Here is a 25,230-nt window from a genome sequence, read left to right as displayed (position 1 = left end):
ATCCCTATTGAAAAATGCCTGTTAATTTTAACCATCGTGTTCGTCGTCTGGGTTTGACGCGGATCGAAAGCGCGCTGCATCGATATGGTGTTTGCGCATCAGTGCCCAGAAAGCACGCCGGTGCTTTTGTGCGGAGCGGGCCGCCATGGCGATATTGCCGCTATGGCGATCAAGGGCGGCATGGATATAAGCCTGCTCGAAGCGGGCCACGATCCGTCCCTTGGCAACTTTGAAAGATTCCTGGCTGCTGGCGTAGCGCGAGGCTACCGCAGCGGCATAGGCTTCCAGCGTTGTCCCCTCCTGTTGCAAGATCGTTTGCGACAGGCGCTGCTCCGTTGGGCCGGGATGCAGGACCAGATCCTGGTTTTCCTGCACCCTATAGTGTATCCGACCGGACAGCCCCGGTTCATTCAAAGCGTGGGAGGCCGTCTGCAAACGATGCCGATTGATGCGGGCACGCAAATCGTCCAGGCACAAAGGCTCACGGACATAGTCGGCCAGCCCCAGTTCCAGAAGGTCTGTCAGGGCGGCGGCTTTGATGGCGGCACGTACCAGACCAAAGACCGGCACCGGCAAATGGCCCTGGGCCGCCGACAGTGCACGACGCACCTGAATCAGGGTAGAGGCCTCAACGGGAATCAGACAGGCGTCAAACCGCAGCAGCAAGGCAGCCGAACGGCGCAAAAACAAATAGTCCTGATCGGCATGGGCAGGCGGCGGAGCCTGCAAGGCGTGCAGTTGCAAACGCTCGCACGGCGGGATGATGGCCAGCACGTTCTGGGCCCATGTTGGCTGGGCATGCAGCAAAGCGCAATCGAGGTGGAGACGCATAAGACTATCCTTGAGAAGCTAGGCGGGCCACACCGGCCGCCCCAGAATCATGAGCTTCTAGGATAGGAATCCGAGCGGTTTGCGATAAGTCGGATTTGCGTCTACGTAGCTGTACTTAATCGCCCAAAAGGCGGCTGCGACGCCATTCACTGGGTGATACGCCATAGCGTCGGCGAAAGGCGTGGCTGAACACGGCCGCATCGGAAAACCCCATTTGCCAGGCCAATTCACTGATCTGCCGGCCAGGTTTGCCATCGACCAGCAATTGACAGGCGCGCTCCAGGCGGGCGGCCATGATGTAGTCGGCGGGGGCTTGTCCGCACAGCTCGAACAGCTTATAGAGATAGCGGCGTGAAATACGAAACTGCAATGCCAGGGACTGTGCATTCAAACCGGTATCACCCAGATGATCCTGTACGTACTGCTGAATTTGCAGCAGTTGCCCACGCCGCACTTCGTCCAGGGCCGACTCGGTCGTCACCGGACGGCCATCGGCCAGGCTCAACGCCATCATGCGAATGACGGTTTGGGACAGTTCGCTCAAGGCCGAGGGCGACAAGTGCCCGCGTTCCTGCAAACCCAGACGCAGCATGTCCATGGCAATCCGGGCCGGACCGGTGGTGGCCGAGAACGACCGGGCTACGGCATCGCTTAACCAAGGCAGCCAAGGCAGCAGGCGCTCTTCCTCGAACTGCAAGACCAGAAAATGGGATTGATCCTGCACGGCTACTTCGTAAGGGCGGGTGGTGTCATAAATGCCCCACTGCCCAGCCTGCAAAATGCTGCTGCGATTGTTCTGCTCAATCTGGCTACTGCCACTGATTTGCAAGGTGACCTTGTACAGCGCCTGCTCGGAACGGTTGGCCAGGGCCTGGGTGCGGCGCACACGCTGCGCGCTGGTACACAGCTCCATCACATCGACCGAACCCATGCGGTCGGTTGCTGCCCGGTTAGAGAAGCCACGGCGCGAGTCCGGCTGGACTTCCAAGGGCACGAAGTACGCGCACACCACTTCCTGCCAAGCAGCCAGGCTCTTGAAAGAAGCAGAGGGAGTGCGCAATAACATAGACATTGCCTGAGGGGCCCTTGCGGCCAACGCTATTGATCGGGGTAAGGAGCAGGATATGCCCCTTTTCTTATAGCCCTAAAAAATTCAAGCGTCTACGGTCGTTAACCCGCTATCTCAGCGCTCCATGGAGCCATACAGATAAGGAGCGGGCTCCAAACCCATGCTGTTCATCTTGACGGTTAACGCTGTACGCGCCTTGAGCACATCATCAAAACGGTGATGACGTGCCGCCCCTACCTCAGCCGAGGTAAAGGGCCGGTAATCGGGTGTCATTTCTTCGGGGCTGAATTTGGCCACAATCCAGTTCAGCACACGAGCCAGATCCGCATTATCCAGTTGCGACTGCGCAGCACCGGGCACCCGAATCATATAGTCCCGTCCCGCCGGCAAGCGGGTAAACAAACCAATGGACTGGTTGAAGTCGGGGATTCCACGCTGCGTCAGGCCCTGACCATCGTAGCGATGGCAGCCAGCACATTGCAGCATATAGTCTTTAAAAGCCTGGGAGCTTTGCAGGTAGTCGCCCGTTCCGGCCATCTCTTCCTGGGCATGGGCCCAAGGCGTCAACGCCAGCAGTACGACGCCCAAACAGGCCAGGCGCAAAGATGTCCACACAGTGATGCCTCCTTAAGTGACCGGACGCCATCCTGGCCGCCCGGCACCTTATTCCAACCCTGAGGTCTGCCAAGAAGGAAGAGAACTGACATCCAATGGGCCGTTCTTCCCGCAACCCTGACAGCCTTGCGAGCCGTTTTTAGTTTTTAGCCAAACCCACCAATACCGACGTCGTGCAGTGGAAGGTACTGTTCTCGTTCGCCATGCACCAGTTCACATCATTGTGCAGGAAGAACTCGTAACCAGGACGCTCACGAGTCTGCGTATTGCACTGGCAGCGGCCGCAAGCGGTCTTGCCGCAGCAGTCGTGATAGCTGATCAAGTAGTCCTTTCCATCATGCGGGTTATGGCAAGTGCCAATCCACGAGATGGGCGACGGCGTCGAGCCCGGAGGGCACGTCGTGGTGGTGCCGCCGCAGCAAGAGCACAGGAAGCCGTCCACCGCGCAGTGACGCCAGTAGTCGCAGGAGTTCACCTCGTCTTCACTGGCCAGATCGGGATTCAGACTGATGTGATCGGCACCACTGCTACTGCTGCCACCACCGGCAGCGCGAGCCACGGGCAATACGGGCAGCACAAAGGCCGAACCGACCATTAATTTACCCACCGAGCGCAGCACGCTGCGACGCGAAGTCTTGTGGGCCACAGAACGGGAGAGGCTCTCCCCAAATTTATCCAGCCAACGCATTGACGTTCTCCTTTCGTGATACCTGCACTTGCTTCATGCCCGAGTCACCGGCCAAGTATTCCTGCGCCGACGCAACACCCAGGTCTTTAGCGGTAAACAGGCTTTCGAGCTGTTCACGCGAATTGACCAGCCCCTTGCCGCGCACGATGCCGTTCTCGTCGATCAACACGGCATAAGGCAGTTTGCTGATCTGAAAACCCATGCCCAACTGCGTGGACAGGACGTAGGGGAAGCTGTCCAGTTGTGCTTTCTGGTAGAAAGCCAGATGCTCGGGCATCTCGCCATCACTGGCCAGCACAATATCGACCCACTGACCTTCCGCGCCCTGAATAGACTTCAAAATAGGCAAAAGCTTCTTGCACACTGGGCAGGTAGGCGACATGAAGAAAATCAACTGGCTACGCGGGCCAGCCACCCCTACGGTAAGGGCACGACCATGCAGGTCTTGCAGTTCCATGACGGGTGCGGCATCACCCACTTGCGGGCCTTTGTCCATGGTCAGGGCCCCCATGGGGGCAACCCGTTCGTACAACACGCCAATCTGGCGCGACAGGGCAAGTACCAGCACCACCAGGGCCAGTACGATTACCCATAAAATGACGTTGGAAATCAGTAAAGCGGTCATTGAGGTCTCCTAAGAATTCTGCATTTTCTGGAATTTCAGATGGGATTCGATCAGTTGGTTAGCCGCGTAGTACAGGCCCAGCAAGGCCAAGGTGGCACCAAAAAAGGTCAAACCATCCACCCAGACCAGTTCGCGGGCACTGCTGATAGCCCAGTCACCGCTGGCCACGGCCAACGCAGCCAGCAAAGCATTGCGAGCCACCAGCCACCAGGACAAACCACCGGAGGACTCACCCAACCCCGAGCAACCGCAATCGACATCGCGGCGGCCGCGCAGCAGGTTCATCACAATGCCACTGGTGGCGACCAACAGGACGCACAGGGCCAGAATCGCCCCTAGCGAACGGCTGGCTGGCCACAGCAGCAAAGGCGCACTCAAGGCCTCGGCAGCGACAAACAGCACACTGAATGGTCGTAACACCATTTCCGGCAGCAATCGATAACCGCCAACGGCTGCCTCGAACAGGCTGAAGTGACGCAATTTATCCAGCGCCCCCAGACCCATCAGCACGGCCAAGCAAGCCAGGCTGGCATAAGTCAGGACCGGGTCCATATCAGACACCCCCAACTGGGTGAAACTGAACTTGCAAGGACGCTTCTGCCGCACCTTCGATCGTGCGCAGCAACTTGGGTTCAGGCTGGCTGATGTCGTAGACGTTCACATTGCCACCGTCCAGCGTCAGCAGCAGATTGCGTTGCTGATCAATGGTCATGGACAAGGCATCACGTCCGGGGATACGGGCTAGGCGTTTCTTCGTCTTGGTATCCATGACCCAGATTTCGGCCGCAGGGAACTTGTGCGTGCCCTCTTTACCATCCGGGTGCATGAACACGTACATGCGGCCACTGGCACGATGCAGACCCACCAGGTTGTAGCCACCGGGCACCCAGTTCTTGGCCTTGTCCTCGTCATTTAACATGGACCAGGGACCATCCACCTTGACCTCGTCACCGCTGAAATCCGCACTGTAGACATTGCCGTAGTAGGACACGAAGTACGCCTTGTCCTTATCCAGAGCGGGTGCGATAAAAATCGGGTCGTCCTTCACAGAGAACATCTGCTTGCTGCGCGACTGGCTGGCCACCTTGCCGTCTTCGCCCAGATTGATCGTCAACAGGCCACCATCACCACAAATGGTCATGAAGCTGCGTGGACGGTTGGGCTGAGGGATCACGCTCCAGCAACCGGCTGCGGCGGTGACGTCTTCCACATAATCGCCCTTGGCCACGTCCACAATCCCGATAGAAGTCGCCGGCGAGGCGTTTTGCAGCACGATGAACTTGCCGTCCGTGGTCTGACGGAACAGGCCATCGTAGTTCAGACCTTGAACACGCTTGGGTGGCAGGGAAATTTCTTTTTCAAAGGTCAGCTTGTCGGCATCCCACACTTCCACCACGTCCGAGCGCTTTCCACGCGTAATGCGCTCGTGGTAGGTGGTCATGGTGTAGATTTTCTTGCCGTCGTTGGACAACTGCACGTGGCCGTTAAAGGCCGTGGGCACCATGCCCAGGAACTTGCCGTTGGTGTAGTCATAAACGTGTACACGGCTTTCGGTCAGGTGGTTGAACACCGAGTCCATGACATAGATGCGGTTTTCCTGGGGGGCAGACACGCTGTGCCCGCCAGTCAGGACCTCGCGCGGTTTATCCTGGGCTTGTGCTCCACCGGCCAGCACCATCAGCCCCAGCAATGCGGCGGCGGTCGTTAATGTAAATGTAGACTTCATTGGATGTCTCTCCTCATGGGCGTCCAGGCTGTCAGAACGCATAGGCATAACGGAATTGCAGGCCGCGCATGCGCGGGCCATTTTCGACTTTCAAATCATGGATGTACTGCAATTGCACCTGGTGAGCGTCAGTCAACTGGTGCGTGATCTCGGCGGCCAATTGATGGTTACGCGCCCGCGTCACCGTGGTTTGACCATTGACCCGCTCGCGCCCGCCCGTTTCGTAGCGATAGCGCATACCTACATACGTCTTGTCAGTCAGGTTGGTGGACACCAGGGCCATCAGACGAATTGCCGTGTCTTTTTTCAGGGTCTGACCGTAGTAGTTCTTGTTATTACCAAAGAACTCGAACTCCGCCACACCTTCCACAAAAGAGGACTCGCCAAAGCCTTTCACAATCGCGAAGTCCTGAATCGTGCTCCAGCGGTTCTTGCCAGCAGACACATCCGCGTGCGAGCCGTGGTAGCGACCCGTCGGTGCAGTGATGAAAGGCTCCCAGGCAAACCAGAAACGGTTTTCCGGATCGTTGTGCAACCACACGGCAGCACCGGCAGTCACATCACCCATCCCTGTCATGCGATCACGGTCTTGCCCTGGAACATCCAGCGTGGTGCGAAAGCCGGGCACGATCAGTTCGTACTGCACCGTTTTTCCGGCCAGCTCACGAAAGTGCATCTGGCGGTAAACCATGCCTTGCACATTCAGCTTGGGGCTATCGCCAATGCGTGAACCCTGATCATAAAAACCATGCGACTTCAGGCCCATCATGTAGACGGCCACGATATTGGTGCCCACCGGAGCAGGTATCCAATCCCGGGCACTGGGGTCGCCCGCATGGGCCAGTCCGGCACTGACGCCGCTCAAAGCCAAGGCCAGCGCGGTTCGCTGCAAAATTGCATACATTATTGTTGTCTCCTCAAAGAGGCGCGAACGGTATCGTTATTGTGTTCGCGCCCTTGTACTGAACCTGATCAAGTCCTTGATCAGGTTCTTACTAGGCTGCCGGATAGGCCATGCAGACCGATTTGGTCTCCAGGTAAGCCTCTACCGCCGCACGCCCGTGTTCCCGACCCAGGCCAGACTGCTTGTAGCCACCAAAGGGCATGCTGGGGTCCAGCATGTTGTGGGTGTTGACCCACACCGTGCCCGCCTTGATACCAGCGGTCAGACGTTGCACCCGGGCCAGGTCCTGACTCCAGACGCTGGCACCCAGGCCAAAGTCTGTATCGTTGGCCAATGCCAATGCCTGCGCCTCGGTGTCAAACGGGGTCGCCACCACCACAGGGCCAAAGATTTCTTCACGCATGATGCGGGCATCGGGTGCCACGTCGGCAAACACGGTGGGACGTACGAAGTAGCCCTGCTCGGGGCGTGCGCCCTCGCCTGCCAACATGCGCCCGCCTTGCTGGCGACCCGCCTCAATGTAGTTCTGCACACGCTGCTGATGACGTGCCGAGATCAGCGGCGCAATCTGGGTAGACTGTTCAAAGCCCGAGCCCAGTGTCATGGAGGACGCCAAGTCAGCGACACCCTGCACCACGCGCTCGTAAATGCCTTTTTGGACAAACAGACGCGAACCGGCGGTACACACCTGACCCTGGTTAAAGAAGATGGCGTTGGCTGCACCTTGAATGGCCATGTCCACATCGCAATCGTCCATGATGACCACGGGGGACTTGCCGCCCAGCTCCAGAGACATGCGCTTCATATCGTTGATGGCTTGATGGCCAATCAACTTGCCCACTTCCGTGGAGCCAGTAAAGGAAATCTTGTTCACGTCGGGGTGAGCCGTCAACGCCGCACCCGTGCTTTCGCCACGGCCCGTGATCACGTTGATCACACCGGCGGGGAAACCGGCTTCCAGAGCCAGTTCGGCCAGACGAATGGCGGTCAGCGGAGTCTCTTCAGCAGGCTTCAGAACCACGGTGCAACCCGCTGCCATGGCAGGGGCGATTTTCCACACGGCCATCAGCAGCGGGAAGTTCCAGGGCACGATGGCGCCCACCACACCCACAGGCTCTTGACGGGTGTAAGCGTGGTAATTGATGCCGGGAGGAAAAGCGATAGAGGGCGACAGCAGTTCACCGCTGATCTTGGTTGCCCAGCCAGCCATGTAACGCAGCCATTGCGCGCTGGCGGCCACTTCCAGACCGTAGGAGAAGAACAGCAGTTTGCCGTTGTTCAGGGTTTCCAAACGAGCCAGCTCGTCGGCGTTGGCTTCGACCAGATCGGCCAAACGCAACAGCAGGCGCTCGCGTTGGGCGGGCAGCATCTTGCCCCATTCGCCCTGTTCCAAAGCCTGGCGGGCGGCACGAACGGCAAGATCTACGCCTTGAGTACCGGCCTCGGGCTGGTGCGCAATCACCTGTCCCGTTGCGGGATCGTAGACGGGAATGGTGGGTCCTTGAGAATCACTGACGGGCTTGCCGTCAATAATCATGTGTTCGCGAATCGCGTTGCGCTCGGGTTGTACGTCTTGCCCCATAGTCTGTCTCCACACGGAATAGTTGATTCTTAACGAATCCAGTATAGGGACGAGGACAAGCCCGGACTTGTGATTCTGTGCACGGGGGCTTGTTGATTTGGGTACGGAGTGGACCCTGGCCTGCGCTAGAACAAATCCAACTGGGCGGGCATGCTCAGTTGAAAGTCTGCCTCACCGGTCAAATACACGCGGCGCTCAAAGTCCAGCAAGCTGGCTTTGCGGTGCAGGCCGGAGCTAAAGCCGGTCAACATGCCATTGGCACCCTGCACACGATGGCAAGGCACGATGATACTGATGGGGTTCAGGCCGCAAGCCTGGCCTACGGCACGCACCGCTTTGGGGCGGTCCAGATGTTCGGCCATTTGCCCGTAAGTCCAGGTTTGGCCGTAGGGAATCGTCAGCAAGGCCTGCCAGACCTGTTGCTGAAACTCGGTGCCTTGCAGGCTGAAGGGCAAATCAAACTGCTGCCGCTTGCCGGCAAAATACGCGTCCAACTGTTCCTGCACAGGTTCGGCCAACGCCGGTTCAGGGATCAAGCCGGCCAGTTGCTCGGGCGTCAGGCCATGCACAGTCTCTTCTTCGAAGTCCAGGCGCAGCAAAGCACCTTGAGCATCGACCAGCAAACGCATCACCCCTAAAGGCGTATCAAAGCAGGCAGTACGCAGCCCGACATAAGCAAACATGGCAATCCCGATCCAAGGGCATAATGCTTGATCATACTGCGCGACTCTAGCCACTTCAAAAACCCTGGCAACACCCAGACAGCTTTGGCTCTAGCGTCAAAGACAAACGACAAACTCCAGATTACGCACGACAGCTTGTTGAGCGGGATATTCCGAGCAAGGTTTATGCTCCCACAAAGCATCAGACACTCAATAGCTAGTAATTCGCTCCTGCTTTTGTCTCTCCCCACACCCACCGCTAACGGTTGAAAGCGACGACCCACACGCAAACCTCGCCCCCCTCAAGTCCCTCACGCCGCGACAGCAGCCCAAAGAGCCGCACCGCCAGACCCCAGAAGGAGGAAGGGCTCATATTGATAATCATTGTGAGCCGGTCTGGGCCGGGGGGCCGTCCTCTGGGCGATTCAGGCTTCTTGCCGCAGGCGGGCTTGCTATTCGGGGTACAAGCGCCCTGCTGTTTGAGCGAAATGCTTGTGCTTTGTCCTGCGGACAAGGCACTTTCGCGAGTTCAGGGCGCGCCCGAATAGCAAACCTGACCAGGGCACCGGTGCGCAGCACCGGCAAGAAGCCAAGCCCGGAGGACGGCCCCCCGGCCCAGACCGGCGTTTTCACGAGGCACTATCTAAACATGCAGCCTCTTCGCACTCCTTGTCCCCTTTTCTCGCAAATCTCCTGCTCCGGACACAGCTCCGCTCTACAAGGGCCAAAGAAGAAGACGACGAAGAAGAAGAAGAAGAAGAAGAAGAAGAAGCAAAAAAAACCGGGTAAACAACGCCGGGGCCCCCCAGACGCTACTTACCCGGCAAATCCAACAAATGCAGCAATTACTCAAGAACAGCAAGGTTTAAACGGTTTGCACGCCCTTGACGGACAAATCCAGGCCCACGCGGCGTACCACGGCCTCGAACTCGTCACGGCTGATGTGATCCAGCGCCGTGGCCGGATCGCGGGTAGCGTCGCAGGCGATGATGCCACGACGCATATAGGAATATTTGCGCAACGCCAGCGCCACCAAAGGCTGGAATTCGTAGCGAATCAGCGAGCAATAACGGTCAAAGACACGGGCGGCTTCTTCTTGATCGCCCTGGCGATGCAGCTCATACACTTTCAACAGAATTTCCGGGAAGGAAAAGCCGGTAACCACACCATCGGCCCCCCGTTGCAGTTCCTCCAGAAAATGCATGCCGCCCAGGCCACTCAAGATAGGCAGTGCATCACCGGACAAGCCACGCACGGCGGTAATTTTCTGACCAACAGGCGGATCTTCAGAGTTCAAAATGGACACGCCCGCCTCGCCTTTCAGGCGCACGGCCAAGGCGGGGCTGATACGGGCGGCAAACAGTTCCGGGAAGTCATGAATCACCACCGGAATACGGATCACCTGCACGATCTGGCGGTAATAGGCCACCTGCATGTCCTCGTCGGCCCCGGCCAAGGGGGCCACAAAGATCGCATCCGCGCCCAGATCCTCGGCACTGCGAGCCTGCTCAACGGCGGCGGCGGTACCCAAGGCGCGTACGCCCACCCATACCGGCACCGCGCCCCGCACCGCAGCCACCACAGTTTCAATGACACGTCGGCGCTCGAAGGTGCTGAGCTTGTGCAGTTCACCCATTACCCCCAAAATCGCCAGTCCGTGAATACCGGCTTCCAGCTGGAAATTCACCAGACTGACCAGGCTTTGCAAATCCAGCTCGCCACCCGGCTTGAAGGGGGTGGGGCAAATGGAAAAGACACCTTTATTTTTCATAGTTACGCTTAGGCTCAACGTGGAATGACAAATGGCTTTTGCATACGCGAAATCATGCGTACCAAGGGCCACAGAAGAAGGAAGTAAATCAGCGCAGCAGCTATCAGCGGTGTCTGGCTGTAGGTCTCGCCCTGCATGATCTGGGCAGAACGCAACAGCTCGGGCAAGGCCACGGCCGAGGCAATCGAGGTCTGCTTGATGGCTTCCAACGTGTTGCTGGCCAGATCCGGAATCACATTGCGCACACCCTGGGGCACGACCACATAGGCCATGGCCTGACGGGCATTCAGGCCAGTCGAGCGTGCCGCCTCGTTCTGGCCGGGCGAGACCGACTCCAGCCCAGCGCGGAAAATCTCCGCAAAATAGCCACTGCTGTTGAGCACCAGCGCCAGCACCGTGGCGGAAAATTCATTCAAGGGCAGGCCCAGGAACGGCAGGCCGTAGTAAATGAAGATCAGCAACACCAAAGGCGGGAAGGCACGAAAGAAATCCACATACAGCAAGATCAATCGGTTCAGCCAGCGATGCCGCTGATAGTGCAGGCAGGCAATGATCAGGCCCAGCAACGCGGCCAGCGGCACAATAATGACGGCGAGCTTGACCGTCAGCCACAGGCCCTGCATCAGCAACGGCCAACTGGCGGCAAGAACGGTCGGATTCAGAAACGTATCGATCAGTTCCATAGCGCATCACTCCTACGACTTGATCGCATAGCGCCGTTCCAGCACCCTCGTCAGATGAACGAAGGGGAAGAAAATCAGGCAGAACAAAATGGCCCCGGCCGTAAAGGCGGTGGGGTTGGCGATGTTGGACTGGATGTTGCTGGACACATTCAGCAGCTCGGGCACGGCGATGACTGAACCCAGCGTGGTGCCTTTGGTAATCCCGATGGCACGATTGGTCAGCGGCGGAATTGCCAGGCGCACGGCCTGCGGCAAGATGATGGCAAACAGCGTCTGGCTGAAACCCATGCCGGTAGAGCGGCCCGCCTCCCATTGCCCTGTCGGCACCGCCGCAATGCCGGACCAGAAGATTTCTTCGGCAAAGGCAGACAGCACCAGGCTCAAGGCCAGCACGGTGGCCGGGATCGGTTCAATCACAATGCCTACTGAGGGCAAGGCAAAGAACACCAGCACAATAATGACCAACTGCGGAATCGCACGAAATACGTCCACATACAGCGTCATCAGAATATTGACGGGACGCCAGCCATAGCAGCGCAGCACGGCCAGACCCAGGCCCAGAACGGTGCCCAGAATCACGGTCATCACAGCCATTTGCAGCGTGACCCAAAAGCCCTGCATGATCTCGGGCAAATGGGGGCTGATCAGCGTCCAGTTAAAGAAGTAATAAACAATCTGATCCATGGCCGACCTCAGTTCATGCGGCTCAGAAAATCCTGAATCCGCTTGTGACGCGGCTTACACAGAATTTCATCGGGGCTGCCCTGGTCCAGGATCACGCCCTGGTCCATGAACACAATACGGTCCCCCACTTCGCGGGCAAACTGCATCTCGTGCGTGACAATCACCATGGTCATGCCCGCATCGCGGGTACGTTTCATGACGTTCAACACTTCACCGACCAGCTCGGGGTCCAGGCCCGAGGTAGGCTCGTCAAACAGCATGACTTTGGGTTCCAGCGCCAAAGCGCGGGCAATGCCCACACGCTGCTGCTGGCCACCGGACAACTGGCTGGGATAGTGCTCGATACGTTCGGCCAGGCCCACTTGTTCCAGATGGTGGCGGGCCTGCTCTTCGGCCTGCGCCTTGGGTACTTTTTTCACCTTGCGCAGCGCGAGCATCACATTGCCCAGCGCCGTCATGTGCGGGTACAGGTGTATGCCTTGAAACACCATGCCTATGTTCTGACGCACCTGATTCAGGTCGGTGCGCGGACAAGTCACATCACTGTCTGCCACCACAATCGTGCCACTGGTAGGGGTCTCCAGACGGTTGATGCAGCGCAAGCAGGTACTTTTGCCCGAGCCCGAACCGCCAATCATCACCACGACTTCGCCGGTGCTGACGCTCAGGTCTATGCCTTTAAGAATTTCGGCTTGCCCAAACGACTTGCGCAAGCCCTGGATGCGGACAATTTCACTCATGGTCGCTCCTTGACCGCCTGCCCGACGGGCAGGCGGGAACCGGCCCCTGCAGGGCCGTATAGCTAGAGAAACAGCGCGATGGCGCTATTAAGGACGGGAGCAGTCGGGGGTGTGCTCGGTGGGCTCGTAACCAGGGTAGTCAGGCGCGCCATAACCGGGAAAAACGACTGTCATGGCGGTACCGGCATTGGGTTCCGTACCAAACCATTTCACATGCAGCTTGGATAGCGAGCCATCCTGCTTCATGCATTCCAGCACTTCATCTACACGGTTACGCAAGGCGGTGTCGTCTTTGCGAAAGGCAAAGGCATAGTTGGCCTCGGTGGTCATGTCGTAGACCGGGGCCAGAGCGGGGGTTTTTGTAGCGATGTAGCGGGCCAAAGGAGTTTCGGACATATTGGCAAAAGCACGACCAATGGCCACGGCCTGCACCGCATCCGTGTTCTTGTTAAAGCGCTGAATCTTGTAGCCGTACTTTTCCTGGTTCTCTTGCAACCAGCGGTCCGAGAAACTGCCGTTATTGACGGCAATGGTCTTGCCTTTCAGCTCTTCCAGCGCATTGACGGTGGCACCTTTTTTAGCCAGAAAGCTCAGACCGCCTGCCATATACGGTTCGGCAAACAGCATTTGCTCGGCACGTTCCCGCGTGGTGTTGGTGGGGGCGGCCACCATGTCATAGCGGCTGGAAAACAAGCCTGCAAAAATAGCGGAAAACGGCGTATCGATGACCTCGACACCGTCATAACCCATGCGCTGGGCCACTTCCTGGGTCAGATCGTTGGAAAAACCATCCATCTTGCCGTCAGTGCCACGCATGAAAAACGGCACCAGGCCCACGTCAGCCGCGACTTTGAACTTCTTGCCCTGATTGGGATTGTCGGCATGTGCTGGCAGGCTCAAGGCCAGGCCAGCGGCCACGGCAGCCAGCATCAAGCCAGCCTTGCGTCCCAAGCGGGTATGCCCCAGACGGGCACGTCCCAGACGGGCATGCCCCAAACGGGCACGTCCCAATCGGAACATATTGTGTTTGCGAGAAACAGCCGCAACCAACGCGGCGATAGTGTTTACGCCTTGCATAAGGTCTCCTTGCCATCATTTTCTGTTTGTAGTGCTTTAATTCTAGGGGTGGCAAAACCTTGATGTCATATGCTTTTTTATTAACTCTTCATAACACAGCGTTAAGCGAATTTCTGTGTCCCCTGTACACGGCGGACTCCACGAACACAGCGTGTTTTCCCGCCGGCCCGCCCTAAGGGTAAGTCCCCCCTTTGAAGAGGCAGTCAAACGACGGGACAGCGCGGGGGGGCGGTATTGTTGAGTCACTCAGGCCCAGCCTGCCCGCATCCCTCGGGAGGCCGTGGAAATCACCACGTCCATGAAGTCGTGCGCCAATTGCGACACCGGCACGACATTGGAATGCAGCATGTGCAAGGGCATGGTGGTGCGCGGATTGATGGGGCGTACCACCACATCTGGCCAGACCCGGCCTGCCACGGCCAGTTCGTCCACAATCGCAATCCCGGCTCCGGCCTGCACCATGGCACAGGCAATATGCGTCAAACGCACTTCTACAGACAGTTGCGGCACACCCGGACGGTTACCAAATAGCTGCTGCACCATCTGCCCATAAGGCGTGTCATTGCCATAACCAATCAAGTCCAGCCCTTCCAGATCGCTGGCGTCCAGCTCCTGCTTGTCAGCCAAGGGATGACTGGCGGGCAACACCGCCACCAGATGGTTTTCGTAGATAGATTGGGCATGCAGGCTGGGATGGGTCAGCGGCACAATGGCCACGCCCACTTCGGCCTGTTGGGTGACCAAAGCCTGAACCAGATCACTGGAGATCAGGGTGCGCACATACACCTTCACATCCGGGAATGCTTTGCGAAAACGCGTCACCGCCATGGGGATCAAGGTTTGCCCCAGGCTGGGGCTGACAGCAATGTGCAAGCTGCCGTGGCGCTTTTCGATCAGGTCGGTCGCCACCTCGTTAACCCGCTGCACACTGTTATGGACTTGCTCCACTTCCTGATAGAGCCGACGCGCCTCTGGCGTGGGGTACAGACGTCCCTTGATGCGCTCGAACAGCACCAGACCAATGCGTGATTCCGTATAGGAAAGCAGGCGACTGATGGCCGGTTGCGATACGTTGAGCAACTGTGCCGCCTTGCTGATAGAACCGGTCAGCATGATGGCGCGAAAGACCTCGATTTGACGAAGATTGAGCAGCATCCCTTAACGTAGCCTTATGTTTCGAGCACAAATAAGCATAAGACATTTTGATTTGCCTATGTTTCAATTTTTTCAAGCTGCCATCCCGCTGCACCTTGATCGCAACGGGCCCAAAGAGCGGCTTCATAACTACGACACGGAGACAAAATCATGCAAACCCTGCTTGCGCGCACCCTTGCGGTGCTGGGCTTGGGACTGGCCGCCGCTGCGCCCACCGCCCACGCCGCTGACAACGTCCATCTGATGCTGGACTTCATCCCCACCGGCGACTATGCCCCCTACTATTCGGGCATTGCCAATGGGATTTACGACAAACACGGCATAGACCTGAAGATCACCCGAGGCACCGGTTCGGGCGATACCGTTCTGAAAGTAGCCGGTGGCGCTGCCGACATTGGCCTGGCCGATATTTCTGCCATTCTGACCTCGCGCCAGAACAGCCAGACTCCCGTCAAGGCCATTGCGTCCACCTTCTCGCACTCGGCCCACTCCCTGTTTGTGCTCAAGGACTCGGGCATCACCAACTTCTCCGGCCTGGAGGGCAAGAAAATTGCCGTCTCGCCCGGCAACAGCCACAAGCTTTACTTTCCCATGGTGGCACGCAAAGCCAATACCGACCCCGACAAGATCCAATGGGTGACGGTAGACGGCTCCTCTATGGCCCCCTTGCTGATCAACGGCAAAGTGGACGCCGCTCCCTTCCTGGCCACCAACTACTACTACCAGAACAAGCAGGCCAAGCGTTTTGGCAAGGAAATCGTGGTGCTGCCCTTTAGCGAGCAGGGTTTCAACATCTACGCCCTGTCCGTTTTCACCACCGACAAGACCTTGGCTGAACGCCCACAAATGGTGCAGAACTTCCTGAACGCCACCATCGAAGCCTGGGAAGCCGCCCGCAAGGATCCGGACGCCGCCTGCCAGGCCCACGTCAAGGCCAATCCAGAAATTGATCTGGATGACTGCATGGGCAACCTGAACGCCGTGCTGGGCTATATCTACACCGATTTCAGTGCCCAGCACGGGGTAGGCAGTCTGGAAGAAGGCCGCATGAAAACCACCTACGAGGCCGTTGTTGAAGCTCAGAGCCTGGACCCTGCCTGGGACTACCACCAAGCCTACGACCCGCAGTTCATCGTCAAAGCCAACGGCACAGCCAAGCCCTGAGCTGATTTTTGCGCGCGCACTGGCTTGGCCCAGGCGGGTCAGCGCGCGCCTAGGAGCGCATTGTGATACGCATTCAAGACGTGAACCTGATCTACGGTCGTCATACCGAGCGCGAGACTCAGGCACTGAAACAAATCAATCTGGACATCCAGGACAACGAAATCATTGCCATCGTCGGCGCCTCGGGCTGTGGTAAATCCACGCTGTTGCGCCTGATTGCGGGCTTGTTGATGCCCACCAGCGGCACGGTCAGCATTGATGATGAAATCGTTGCCCACCCTCGTCAGGACACCGGCATTGTGTTCCAGGCCCCGACCCTGGTGCCTTGGGCCAATATTCTGAACAACACCCTCTTGCCGTCCAGCATCATGGGGCGGCTGGACGATCAGGCTCGCAGCCGCGCCACACGCCTGCTGACCACCGCCGGTCTGGGCAATTTTCTGCACCATCACCCCAAGCAATTGTCCGGCGGCATGCAACAACGCGTAGCCATTTGCCGCGCGCTGGTACACAACCCCAAAGTGGTGCTGATGGATGAGCCTTTCGGCGCACTGGACGCGCTGACCCGCGAAACCATGACGCTGGAACTGCTGCGCCTTTGGTACGAAGACCCCAAAACCATTGTGTTTGTGACGCACTCGATTTCCGAAGCCGTCATGCTGGGCCACCGTATTGTGGTGATGTCGCCACGCCCCGGCCAGATTAGCGAAATTCTGGATGTGAACCTGCCCCGCGAACGCGACTTTTCCCTGGTGGGCACGCCGGAATTCACACGCTGTGCCGCCGCCGTGCGTGAACTTATTTTCCAACACGAGGTGGCTTGATGAGCGAGCAAACTCAAACCCTGGTCGCCGCGCCCGTGCGCAAGCGACGACTGCGCCTGCGCGATTTCAATGAAATTACCGTCCCGGCCATCACCCTGATTGCCGTGGTCATTCTGTGGGAACTGGCCAGCCGCCTGTTTGATATCCCTGAATACCTGGTGCCTGCCCCCTCGCGCATCTGGGCCGATTCCATGCAAATGAAAGAGGCCATGCTGATGCACACGCTGGTGTCCACGCGCACCATCATGCTGGGCTTTTTGCTGTCCATTGTGGTGAGCTTCCCGCTGGCCGTGCTGATTACCTACTCGCGTTTTTTCGAGCAGGCGATTTACCCGCTGCTGATTCTGACTCAGTCCATCCCCAAGGTGGCCCTGGCCCCGATTCTAGTGATTATCTTTGGACCTACTGAGCTGCCGCGTGTCGTGGTGACTTTTCTGGTCGCGTTTTTCCCGCTGGTGATCTCCATGACCGCTGGCCTGCTGGCCGCCCCGCCCGAGCTGATCGAGCTGGTCCGTGCCTGCCGTGCCACCCGTATGCAAGAGTTCTTCCGTATCCGTCTGCCCTTTGCCGTGCCCTTTATTTTCTCGGGCCTGAAGGTCGCCATCACCTTGTCCGTCGTCGGCGCGGTGGTGGGTGAGTTTGTAGCGGCCGACCAAGGCCTGGGCTACCTGATCACCACCTCCACCGCTTTCTTCAAGACGCCGGTGGCCTTTGGCGCCATGGCCATCTTGTCGGTGCTGGGTATTGTGTTCTTCCAGGTGATCTCTGCCGCCGAACGCATCCTGTTCCCTTGGGCAATCAAAGACAATCGGAGCGGATCATGACATCCCCTTATACGGTCATCCGTGGGGGCCTGGTGCTGGCTCACGCCCAGGCCAAAGCCGAGCTTTTGGACATTCTGATCAAGAATGGCGAGATCGAAGCCATGGGACCGCCCGGCCTGCCCGCCCCCTTTGACGCCACGGTAGTGCAAGCGGATGACCAACTGCTGCATCCCGGCCTGATCAACGCCCACACCCACGGCCACGGCACCTATGCCAAGGCCATGGGGGATCGCTGGTCACTGGAACTGTTGTTGACAGCAGGCCCCTGGATCAATGGCGACCGTCATCTGGAAGACAAGTACCTGAGCACGCAGCTAAACGCGGCAGAAATGCTGCTCAAAGGCTGTACCGCCAGCTACGACCTGTATTCTGAGGTCCCCGTCCCCACGGCGGAAGGCATGAATGCCGTCGCCCAGGCCTATGTGGATGCCGGTATGCGGGCCACCGTCGCCCCCATGATGGCGGACCTGTCTTTTTACCAATCCGTGCCCGGCCTGATCGACGCCCTGCCGGAAGAACTGCAGAAGTTTGTGGCCCAACTGGCACCCCAGTCGTTTCGGGCCACGCTATCGGGTCTGACAGACTTTCTGGACCAGCAGCGCAACCCCGACCGCATTCGCGTGGCTTTGGCGCCAACCATTCCCATGCTGTGCTCGGACGAGTTCCTGCAAACCTGCGGTGAAATCAGCGCAGAACGCACTATCGGCCTGCACAGCCACGTTGGCGAGTCCTATGTGCAAGCCCTGACCGGCATGAAGCGTTATGGCACCACTATTGTTCAGCATCTGGACAAGCTGGGCCTGATCTCGCCCCGCTTCACCCTGGCGCACGCCATCTGGCTGGACGAACGCGATCTGGACATTCTGGCCTCGCGCGGCGCCATGGTGGCCCACAACCCCGGCAGCAATATGCGTTTAGGTAATGGGATTGCCGATGTAAACGCCATGCTGGAACGCGGTATTACCGTGGGCCTGGGCACGGACGGCTCAAACAGTGGCGATAACCAGAACATGTACGAAGCCATGCGTCTGGCCTCTTTCTCGTCCAAGGTGCGCGGCCCGGATACGGAACGCTGGGTCACAACCGAACAAGCGCTGCATGCAGCGACGGAGGGCAGTGCCCGCTGTCTGGGCATGGGCGAGCAGTTGGGGCGTCTGGAACCGGGCCGCAAGGCCGACATCGTGTTTCTGGATCTGGGCCATATCAACTGGATTCCGCATAACAACACGGTCAACCAATTAGTACATCTGGAAGACGGCCTGGCGCTGCGCCATGTGATGGTCGACGGCCAGTTTGCCGTGCGCGACCGACAGTTAACACAAGTGAATATGCCGCACCTGCGCCAGCAAGTGGAGCAGGCCCAGGAACGCATCACGCGCAACACCTATGACAAGCGTCACATCACGGAAAAACTGGCCAAGGCGGTGGGCTCTTTCTGCCTGTGCCTGGGCCATGACCGCTATCACGTACAGCGCTGGGCGCACTCCAAGCAAGACTTAACATGACGTTATGTTTTACCGATAAATAGGCATACGACATTCATGATTGAATTTGCTTCAATCATAGAAACGAACACGATTACGGACACGCGACATGCGCGGGCCCGAGCCATCCAAGGAGGAAAATAATGAGCGACTTCGATCTGGTAGTACGAGGAAATATTGTTGAGCGCGACCGCATCATCACGGACGGCTGGCTGGCCGTGCGGGAAGGTCGCGTAGCAGCCCGTGGCGTTGGCGCGGCCCCCTCGGCCCGCGAGCACGTAGATGCGCGTGGCATGTGGGTGATGCCCGGCGTGCTGGACGGCCAGGTGCACTCGGGCAGCCAGGCCAATCAGGAAGGGCTGGGCTGGGCCTCGCGTGCGGCCGCCGCCGGTGGCGTGACCACCATGGTGGAAATGCCTTACGACGATCCCGAACCCGTTGCCTCCCGTCCGCAACTGGACGACAAGATTGCCCGCATTGAAAGTGACTGCCACGTGGACGTGGCCTGCTACGGCACCCTGAACGACCAGCATGGTCTGGAAGCGGCGGCAGGCCTGATTGAAGGCGGCGTGTGCGGCTTCAAATTCTCTACCTTTGAAGCCAGCCCCAACCGCTTCCCGCGCGTGGAAGAAGACATCCTGATGGAAGCCTTCCGCCTGATCGCCCCCTCCGGCCTGGCTTGCGGTGTGCACAACCAGGACCAGGAACTGACTCGCAAGAACATCAAGCGCATGGTCGAAGCTGGTGATACGGGCTGGGACGCATTCTTGCGCGCCCACACACCGTTGATTGAAAACCTGGCCACCAGCGCTATTTACGAAATCGGTGCCCAGACCGGTGCCCGTGCCCACGCCGTGCACGTGTCCCTGTCGCGCGGTTTTGAAATCTGCAATATGTACCGTCAGGCAGGCCACAAGGCCTCGATTGAAACCTGCGTGCAGTACCTGATGCTGAACCACGAAGAGCACACCCGCCGCTTCGGTGCCAAGACCAAGCACTACCCACCGATTCGCCCCAAGGCAGAAATGGATCTGCTCTGGACCCACATTGCCAACGACGAATGTACCTTCGTGTCCTCCGACCACGTGAGCTGGGGCCTGGAGCGCAAGCAGTTTGACAATGTGTTCCAGAACTCCTCCGGTGGTCCTGGTCTGGAAACCCTGCTGCCCGCCTTCTGGACAGGCTGCGCCGAGCACGGCATTTCTCCCACCATGGTCGTCAAGCAATTGTGCTGGGGCCCTGCCCAACACTTCCTGCTGGAACACCGCAAGGGTTCGCTGAATGTAGGTGCAGATGCCGACATCGTGATCGTCAAACCCGAAACTTACCGCTTTGACCCGTCCAACAGCCTGTCCGCCGTGACCTGGAGCTCCTTCGAGGACCGCGAGTTCCAAGTACGTGTGGAAGCCACCTATGTGCGCGGCCAACTGGCCTGGGACGGCAAAACCGTGCGTAACGCGGCGGGCGACGGTCAGTTCATCCGTCCGCACAAAGCAGGCGAACTGTCATGAGTCTGGCCATGCCCTTGCTGAACCAGGAGCGTCTGTGGCGCAGCACTCAGGAGCTGGCCGCGTTCACGCTACCCGACCAGCCCTGGACCCGTCGCGCCTTCTCCGATCTGTTTCTGCAATCGCGTCAGTGGCTGCTGAAACAGTTCGAGGAAGCGGGCCTGACAGTACGCGTGGATGCCGCCGGCAATCTGATCGGTCGCCGCGAAGGACGCAAGCCCGGTCTGGCACCGATTACGACCGGCTCGCACTGCGACACCGTGATGTATGGCGGGCGCTACGACGGCATTATCGGCGTGCTGGCCGGGCTGGAAGTCGCCCGTTGCCTGAACGAGCAGAACATCCAGCTAGACCACCCTTTTGAAGTGGTGGATTTTCTGTCTGAGGAACCTAGCGACTATGGCGTGTCCTGCCTAGGCAGCCGCGCCATGGGCGGAGTTCTGTCCGAGGCCATGCTGGCCGAACGCAATCCACAGGGCGAAACACTGGCACAAGGCATTGCCCGCATCGGTGGCCGCCCCCAGGAACTGGCCCAGGCCCGTCGTGCACCCGGTGATACTGCCGCTTTTGTCGAGCTGCATATCGAACAAGGGCCGGTGCTGGAATCGCGCAATCTGCCCATTGGTGTGGTCAGCAATATCGTGGGCATTTGCCGCCACCGCATCATCATCACGGGTCGTCCAGACCATGCTGGCACCACACCCATGGACATCCGCCGTGATGCCCTGGTCGGTGCCAGCCTGATCATCAATGCAGTGGACCGCAAGGCTCGCCGTGCGCTGGGTGGGCCAGACTATCTGGTCGCTACCATTGGCAACCTGAACCTGACGCCCAACGCCTCCAATGCCGTTCCCGGACGCGTAGAAATGATGGTGGAAGTACGCAGCGACCGTCAGGAGCTGATGCAGAACTTTACCGAAGAACTGCTGGCCCAGCTGCGCCCGGAAATCGAGGCCATGGGCCTGGGTCTGGACGCGGCGCAAGTCAGCCTGGCCAAGCCCACAGACTGCACGCCGGATGTGATGAACATTATCGAGCAGGCCGCCAGTGCGTTGGGATACCAGAGCATGGTCATGCCTAGCGGAGCCGGTCACGATGCGGTGTACATGGCACCCAGCGGCCCCATGGGCATGATCTTCATTCCTTGCCTGAATGGCCGCAGCCATTGCCCCGAAGAATCCATTACTTCCGAGCAGCTTTTGGACGGTACGCGGGTTCTGTATCAGACCGTTGTCATGTTGGACCAGAGGAACTGACATGGACTGGTCCTGTGATCAGCTCAGCGAACGCGAACGCTACCGCTTGTTGGTCAACACCGTGTTGCCGCGCCCCATTGCCCTGGTCACAAGCTGCGACCAGCAGGGGCGCGTGAACACGGCCCCTTTCAGCTTTTTCAATGTGATGGGTTCAGCGCCTGCCGTGCTGGCACTGGGCCTGGAAAACGATGCGCACTCTGCCGATGGCCTGAAGGACACCACCCGCAATATTCTGGCCACCGGCCAGTTTGTAGTGAACCTGATCAGTGCCAAGCTGGCACACGCCATGAATATCTGCGGCATTGCCTACCCGACCGGGCAGGCCGAGCATCTGCAAGCGGGCCTGGATCTGGCCCCCAGCGTGCAGGTGCAGCCGCCCCGTATCGCCCAATGCCCAGTGCAGTTTGAATGCCGCTTGCACACTGCGCTGGACCTGGGCCCGCTACGCCATATCGTCATTGGCGAAATTCTGCATGTGCACTGCGATAACACCATCCTGACGCCTGAAGGGCGCATTGATATAGACGCGTACGACCCGATCGGGCGCCTGCATGGTTCTGACTGGTATGTCGGCCTGCAGGGCCGCTTTCAGTCAGAAAAATTAAGCCACCCAAACGGGCCACCGCCCACCCAAACATAACAACATCATGAACCGTCGCCCTCATATCTACGTTCTGAACCCCAATTCCAGCCAGATCGTAACGGACGGCCTGGACCGTGCTGTCCAGCCTTTGCGTCTGTCCGATGGCCCGGCTATTTCCTGCCTGCGCCTGCCCCAAGGACCGGCAGGTGTACAAAGCCAAACCGATATCGACACATTGATTCCCCACCTGCGCGCCCAGGCCCTGAGCGTCAAAGAAGACGCCGCTGCCTATGTGGTGGCCTGCTTTAGCGACCCCGGCCTGTACACCTTGCGCGAAACGGTGAATGTGCCTGTATTGGGCATTGCCGAAACCGGCGTGCTGACCGCCTTGTCGCTGGGCCAACGCTTTGGCGTGCTATCCATTTTGCAGACCTCCATCCCGCGTCACCTGCGTTACTTTGGCGCAATGGGTGTGACAGACCGTCTGGCAGCCGATCTGGCCATCAATATGGGCGTGTCGGAACTGGCTGACGAGAAAAAAGCCCTGCAACGCCTGACAGAAGTTGGCCAGCGCCTGCGTGATGAGCACGGTGCCGATGTTGTGGTGCTGGGTTGTGCCGGTATGGCCAATCAGCGCGAGGCGTTGGAACAGGCTTTGGGCATTGCTGTCGTGGAGCCTACGCAGGCCACTGTTGCGGCTGCCTTGGGCCGTTGCTTGTTAGGCTGGTAAACCTTGATGAACGCCCCTCTGCAATCCGGCTGCCTGGCAACCGCACAGCGGCTGCTTCAGGCTCGCCAAGAGAACCGCCCCATCGAGGACTGGCCCGAATCGCTGCGCCCGGTGTCGTTTGATCAGGCTTATCGCGTTCAAGCCATGCAAATGGACGCCTTGGGCCCCCTAGGTGGCTGGAAAGTCGGCGCGGCCAATAGCGTAGCCCCGCCTACCTGCGCCCCCCTGCCCCAACGCTTTCGTTACGCCAGCCCCAATGCACCTGCCGCTGAAAGCCTGTCTTTGCGAGGCATAGAAGTGGAAATCGGCCTGATTCTGGGCCAGGACTTGCCACCCGGCCAGACACCCTATTCCATGGAGCAAATCTGGCAGGCGATCAGCCAGGTTTGTGTGGCAGTCGAGATTGTCGAATCCCGTTTTGTGCAGCGTGACACCGTGGGTCGTCTATCCACCCTGGCCGACCTGGCCAGCCACGGTGCGCTGGTCCATCAGGCGCAAGGGATCGCCGCGCAGGATATGACACTGCTGCAACCTGAATGGGCGCGCCTGCAAGTGGGCCAACAGCCCGTGCTGCAAGGCCCGAACCAGAATCCGGCCGGCGAGCTGACACGGCTGCTGATCTGGCTGGCCAATCAGGGCAGCCACCATCTTGGCGGGCTGAAAAACGGTCAGGTCATCATTACGGGCACGTGCCTGCCCATGCTGTATGCCGCTCCCGGCGACCGGATTCAGGCCGCCATTCACGGGATCGGTGAGCTGGACTTTATCTGTGCATAAAAGCACAAAGCCAGCGTCCAAAACGGCGCTGGCTTTGCCTGACAGAGCCTCTCATCAAGCAGCACAGGCTCTGCACTGCTATTGCAGGGAATGCCGCGTGCAAAGCCGATTTGCCAATAGTGACGGGCCTTGGGAGACAAAGACCCAAGCATCAGACCATGCGATACACATCAAGCCTGATATTGCAGATGAATCAGCGGATAAGGCCTGCCCTGATCGTCCACAGGCGAGCGACCAGTACGCTTGAAGCCCATTTTTTCGTAAAAGCCCACGGCTTGCCCATTCTGTTCATTCACATCGGTGGTCATGGTGGGATGCAGGCTCAAGCCGTGCAGCACCAAAGCCTTGCCAATACCCGTTCCCCGGCTGTCCGGGTCCACAAACAAGGCCTGCATATGGCCTTCATCAATCAGCATGAAAGCCAGCGGGTAGTCCGTCTCGTCCACCGCCAGCCACAAGCTGGCCTGAGGCAGAAAACCGCAGACCAGTTCATCAATTTCCTGACGATCCTGAGCGGATAAAAAGTCGTGTGTAGCATCAACGGCCTTGCGCCAGATTTCAACAGCACGTTGCCCGTCCTCCGGGCGCGAATGGCGAATATTCATCATCTTTCCCTTTTAGGGGTTCATCTGGTTTTCACAGCAGGGGGATCACGCCTAACAACCACGCACTGGCTCTGCCTGGCCTGTACTGTCCGCCGAAACCGGCCGGGCTTCCAGAAAAAACAGACGCCGCAAATGCTGCTCGGCTTGTTCCGGGCTCAGTTGCGTGGACTGGGTCAGCAACATATTGGCTAGGCCGTCATACAAAGCGGACAGCCGCAACGCGGTACCTTCAGGATCGGGCGCTTGCCACAGTCCTTGTTCGGTCCCGAGTCTCAGGTAGGAGGCCAACTGTTCCAGCATCCGGCGTTGTACCCGTGTCATCACCACCGCCAGTGCCGCATCGGTTTTGGCCAGGTCGGCAGCCTCCAGCCACAAGAACCAGTAAATGCGATTGTTCTGTTCAAAGGCACTGTTCAGGTAACTTTCCATCAAGGCCTGCGGTTCTTGCGAGGCTTGCGCCTCCTGATCCAGCAACTGGTCAAAAATCTCGCCCCAGGCATCAGCCCGTAATTCGGACCAACGAAAGTAATGGTTTAACAGCCCACGGCCAACCCCCGCCCGCTCGGTCACCATGCGGGTGGTCGCAGCACGTACCCCCACTTCCATCAAAATCTGGACAGCGGCCTGTCGAATTCGCGTGGCACTGTCTTCTTTTTCACTCAT

At 58.7% G+C, this 25,230-nt stretch carries 27 protein-coding genes; 9 read left to right on the top strand and 18 right to left on the bottom strand.

Annotated features, from left to right (window positions below; genetic code table 11):
- Positions 1-27 precede the first annotated feature (27 nt).
- The 16 genes from OKX01_RS01655 to OKX01_RS01580 form a co-directional block, all read right to left on the bottom strand.
- The gene (locus tag OKX01_RS01655) at positions 28-831 is read right to left on the bottom strand and encodes a hypothetical protein (protein ID WP_094195424.1); all 804 of its coding nucleotides are present in this window, start codon (positions 829-831) and stop codon (positions 28-30) included.
- 115 nt (positions 832-946) lie between these two features.
- The gene (locus tag OKX01_RS01650) at positions 947-1,897 is read right to left on the bottom strand and encodes a helix-turn-helix domain-containing protein (RefSeq protein WP_108728242.1); all 951 of its coding nucleotides are present in this window, start codon (positions 1,895-1,897) and stop codon (positions 947-949) included.
- A 117-nt stretch (positions 1,898-2,014) separates the two neighbouring features.
- Positions 2,015-2,515 carry a cytochrome C gene (locus OKX01_RS01645; protein WP_094195422.1) on the bottom strand — a complete coding sequence of 167 codons (501 nt, stop codon included), beginning with the start codon at positions 2,513-2,515 and terminating at the stop codon, positions 2,015-2,017.
- Between the two features lie 139 nt (positions 2,516-2,654).
- Positions 2,655-3,203 (bottom strand): methylamine dehydrogenase light chain, encoded by a 549-nt coding sequence (locus tag OKX01_RS01640; RefSeq protein ID WP_094195421.1) that lies wholly within the window; start codon positions 3,201-3,203, stop codon positions 2,655-2,657.
- On the bottom strand, positions 3,187-3,828 hold the full coding sequence (gene mauD, locus OKX01_RS01635; RefSeq protein WP_264672345.1) for a methylamine dehydrogenase accessory protein MauD: 642 nt from the start codon (positions 3,826-3,828) through the stop codon (positions 3,187-3,189). Before mauD ends, OKX01_RS01640 begins: the two co-directional genes overlap by 17 nt.
- A 9-nt stretch (positions 3,829-3,837) precedes the next feature.
- Complete coding sequence (locus tag OKX01_RS01630; RefSeq protein WP_094195419.1) at positions 3,838-4,380, bottom strand: MauE/DoxX family redox-associated membrane protein; 543 nt, start codon at positions 4,378-4,380, stop codon at positions 3,838-3,840.
- A gap of 1 nt (position 4,381) precedes the next feature.
- Positions 4,382-5,554, bottom strand: a complete 1,173-nt coding sequence (locus tag OKX01_RS01625; RefSeq protein WP_125277354.1) for an amine dehydrogenase large subunit — start codon at positions 5,552-5,554, stop codon at positions 4,382-4,384.
- A gap of 31 nt (positions 5,555-5,585) precedes the next feature.
- The gene (locus OKX01_RS01620; RefSeq protein WP_094195417.1) at positions 5,586-6,458 is read right to left on the bottom strand and encodes a transporter; all 873 of its coding nucleotides are present in this window, start codon (positions 6,456-6,458) and stop codon (positions 5,586-5,588) included.
- Between the two features lie 91 nt (positions 6,459-6,549).
- On the bottom strand, positions 6,550-8,040 hold the full coding sequence (locus OKX01_RS01615) for an aldehyde dehydrogenase family protein (protein ID WP_123050890.1): 1,491 nt from the start codon (positions 8,038-8,040) through the stop codon (positions 6,550-6,552).
- A 125-nt stretch (positions 8,041-8,165) separates the two neighbouring features.
- Entirely contained in the window at positions 8,166-8,723 is a 558-nt protein-coding gene (locus tag OKX01_RS01610; protein ID WP_108728249.1) for a methylated-DNA--[protein]-cysteine S-methyltransferase, read from the bottom strand.
- A gap of 844 nt (positions 8,724-9,567) precedes the next feature.
- Complete coding sequence (locus OKX01_RS01605) at positions 9,568-10,473, bottom strand: dihydrodipicolinate synthase family protein (protein ID WP_125277351.1); 906 nt, start codon at positions 10,471-10,473, stop codon at positions 9,568-9,570.
- Positions 10,474-10,487: 14 nt separating this feature from the next.
- Complete coding sequence (locus OKX01_RS01600) at positions 10,488-11,156, bottom strand: amino acid ABC transporter permease (protein ID WP_264672344.1); 669 nt, start codon at positions 11,154-11,156, stop codon at positions 10,488-10,490.
- 12 nt (positions 11,157-11,168) lie between these two features.
- A complete protein-coding gene (locus OKX01_RS01595; RefSeq protein ID WP_108728251.1) occupies positions 11,169-11,840 on the bottom strand; it encodes an amino acid ABC transporter permease in 672 nt (223 codons plus the stop codon).
- 8 nt (positions 11,841-11,848) lie between these two features.
- Positions 11,849-12,580, bottom strand: a complete 732-nt coding sequence (locus OKX01_RS01590) for an amino acid ABC transporter ATP-binding protein (RefSeq protein WP_108728252.1) — start codon at positions 12,578-12,580, stop codon at positions 11,849-11,851.
- Between the two features lie 87 nt (positions 12,581-12,667).
- Positions 12,668-13,657, bottom strand: coding sequence for a substrate-binding periplasmic protein (locus OKX01_RS01585; RefSeq protein WP_249460967.1), 990 nt, complete (start codon positions 13,655-13,657; stop codon positions 12,668-12,670).
- Positions 13,658-13,903: 246 nt separating this feature from the next.
- Positions 13,904-14,812: a LysR substrate-binding domain-containing protein gene (locus OKX01_RS01580; protein WP_094195409.1), complete on the bottom strand. Its 909-nt coding sequence runs from the start codon at positions 14,810-14,812 to the stop codon at positions 13,904-13,906.
- Positions 14,813-14,962: 150 nt separating this feature from the next.
- Here OKX01_RS01580 and OKX01_RS01575 point away from each other — a divergent pair, with 150 nt between their 5' ends.
- The 9 genes from OKX01_RS01575 (at position 14,963) to OKX01_RS01535 (ending at position 23,962) form a co-directional block, all read left to right on the top strand.
- Positions 14,963-15,976 carry an ABC transporter substrate-binding protein gene (locus tag OKX01_RS01575; RefSeq protein WP_094195408.1) on the top strand — a complete coding sequence of 338 codons (1,014 nt, stop codon included), beginning with the start codon at positions 14,963-14,965 and terminating at the stop codon, positions 15,974-15,976.
- 62 nt (positions 15,977-16,038) lie between these two features.
- Positions 16,039-16,800 (top strand): ABC transporter ATP-binding protein, encoded by a 762-nt coding sequence (locus tag OKX01_RS01570; RefSeq protein ID WP_094195407.1) that lies wholly within the window; start codon positions 16,039-16,041, stop codon positions 16,798-16,800.
- Positions 16,800-17,624 carry an ABC transporter permease gene (locus OKX01_RS01565; protein ID WP_094195406.1) on the top strand — a complete coding sequence of 275 codons (825 nt, stop codon included), beginning with the start codon at positions 16,800-16,802 and terminating at the stop codon, positions 17,622-17,624. Before OKX01_RS01570 ends, OKX01_RS01565 begins: the two co-directional genes overlap by 1 nt.
- Positions 17,621-19,129: an amidohydrolase family protein gene (locus OKX01_RS01560; RefSeq protein WP_230018892.1), complete on the top strand. Its 1,509-nt coding sequence runs from the start codon at positions 17,621-17,623 to the stop codon at positions 19,127-19,129. The genes OKX01_RS01565 and OKX01_RS01560 overlap by 4 nt, the downstream gene beginning before the upstream one ends.
- Before the next feature lie 122 nt (positions 19,130-19,251).
- Positions 19,252-20,619: a dihydroorotase gene (locus tag OKX01_RS01555; protein WP_094195404.1), complete on the top strand. Its 1,368-nt coding sequence runs from the start codon at positions 19,252-19,254 to the stop codon at positions 20,617-20,619.
- Positions 20,616-21,872 (top strand): Zn-dependent hydrolase, encoded by a 1,257-nt coding sequence (locus OKX01_RS01550; RefSeq protein WP_264672343.1) that lies wholly within the window; start codon positions 20,616-20,618, stop codon positions 21,870-21,872. Before OKX01_RS01555 ends, OKX01_RS01550 begins: the two co-directional genes overlap by 4 nt.
- 1 nt (position 21,873) lies before the next feature.
- On the top strand, positions 21,874-22,512 hold the full coding sequence (locus tag OKX01_RS01545; RefSeq protein ID WP_264672342.1) for a flavin reductase family protein: 639 nt from the start codon (positions 21,874-21,876) through the stop codon (positions 22,510-22,512).
- Positions 22,513-22,519: 7 nt separating this feature from the next.
- A complete protein-coding gene (locus OKX01_RS01540) occupies positions 22,520-23,185 on the top strand; it encodes an aspartate/glutamate racemase family protein (protein WP_264672341.1) in 666 nt (221 codons plus the stop codon).
- A gap of 6 nt (positions 23,186-23,191) precedes the next feature.
- Positions 23,192-23,962, top strand: a complete 771-nt coding sequence (locus OKX01_RS01535; protein ID WP_264672340.1) for a fumarylacetoacetate hydrolase family protein — start codon at positions 23,192-23,194, stop codon at positions 23,960-23,962.
- 170 nt (positions 23,963-24,132) lie between these two features.
- On the opposite strand, the gene OKX01_RS01530 is transcribed toward OKX01_RS01535, so the two are convergent.
- Both OKX01_RS01530 and OKX01_RS01525 read right to left on the bottom strand, forming a co-directional pair.
- Complete coding sequence (locus OKX01_RS01530) at positions 24,133-24,570, bottom strand: acetyltransferase (protein ID WP_264672339.1); 438 nt, start codon at positions 24,568-24,570, stop codon at positions 24,133-24,135.
- Positions 24,571-24,618: 48 nt separating this feature from the next.
- The gene (locus tag OKX01_RS01525) at positions 24,619-25,230 is read right to left on the bottom strand and encodes a TetR/AcrR family transcriptional regulator (RefSeq protein WP_249460945.1); all 612 of its coding nucleotides are present in this window, start codon (positions 25,228-25,230) and stop codon (positions 24,619-24,621) included.

Source organism: Alcaligenes sp. SMD-FA (assembly GCF_025960365.1).
Classification (GTDB): domain Bacteria; phylum Pseudomonadota; class Gammaproteobacteria; order Burkholderiales; family Burkholderiaceae_B; genus Alcaligenes; species Alcaligenes aquatilis.
Note: the sequence above shows the minus strand (reverse complement) of the source record. Positions and strands in the feature narration are given on the sequence as shown.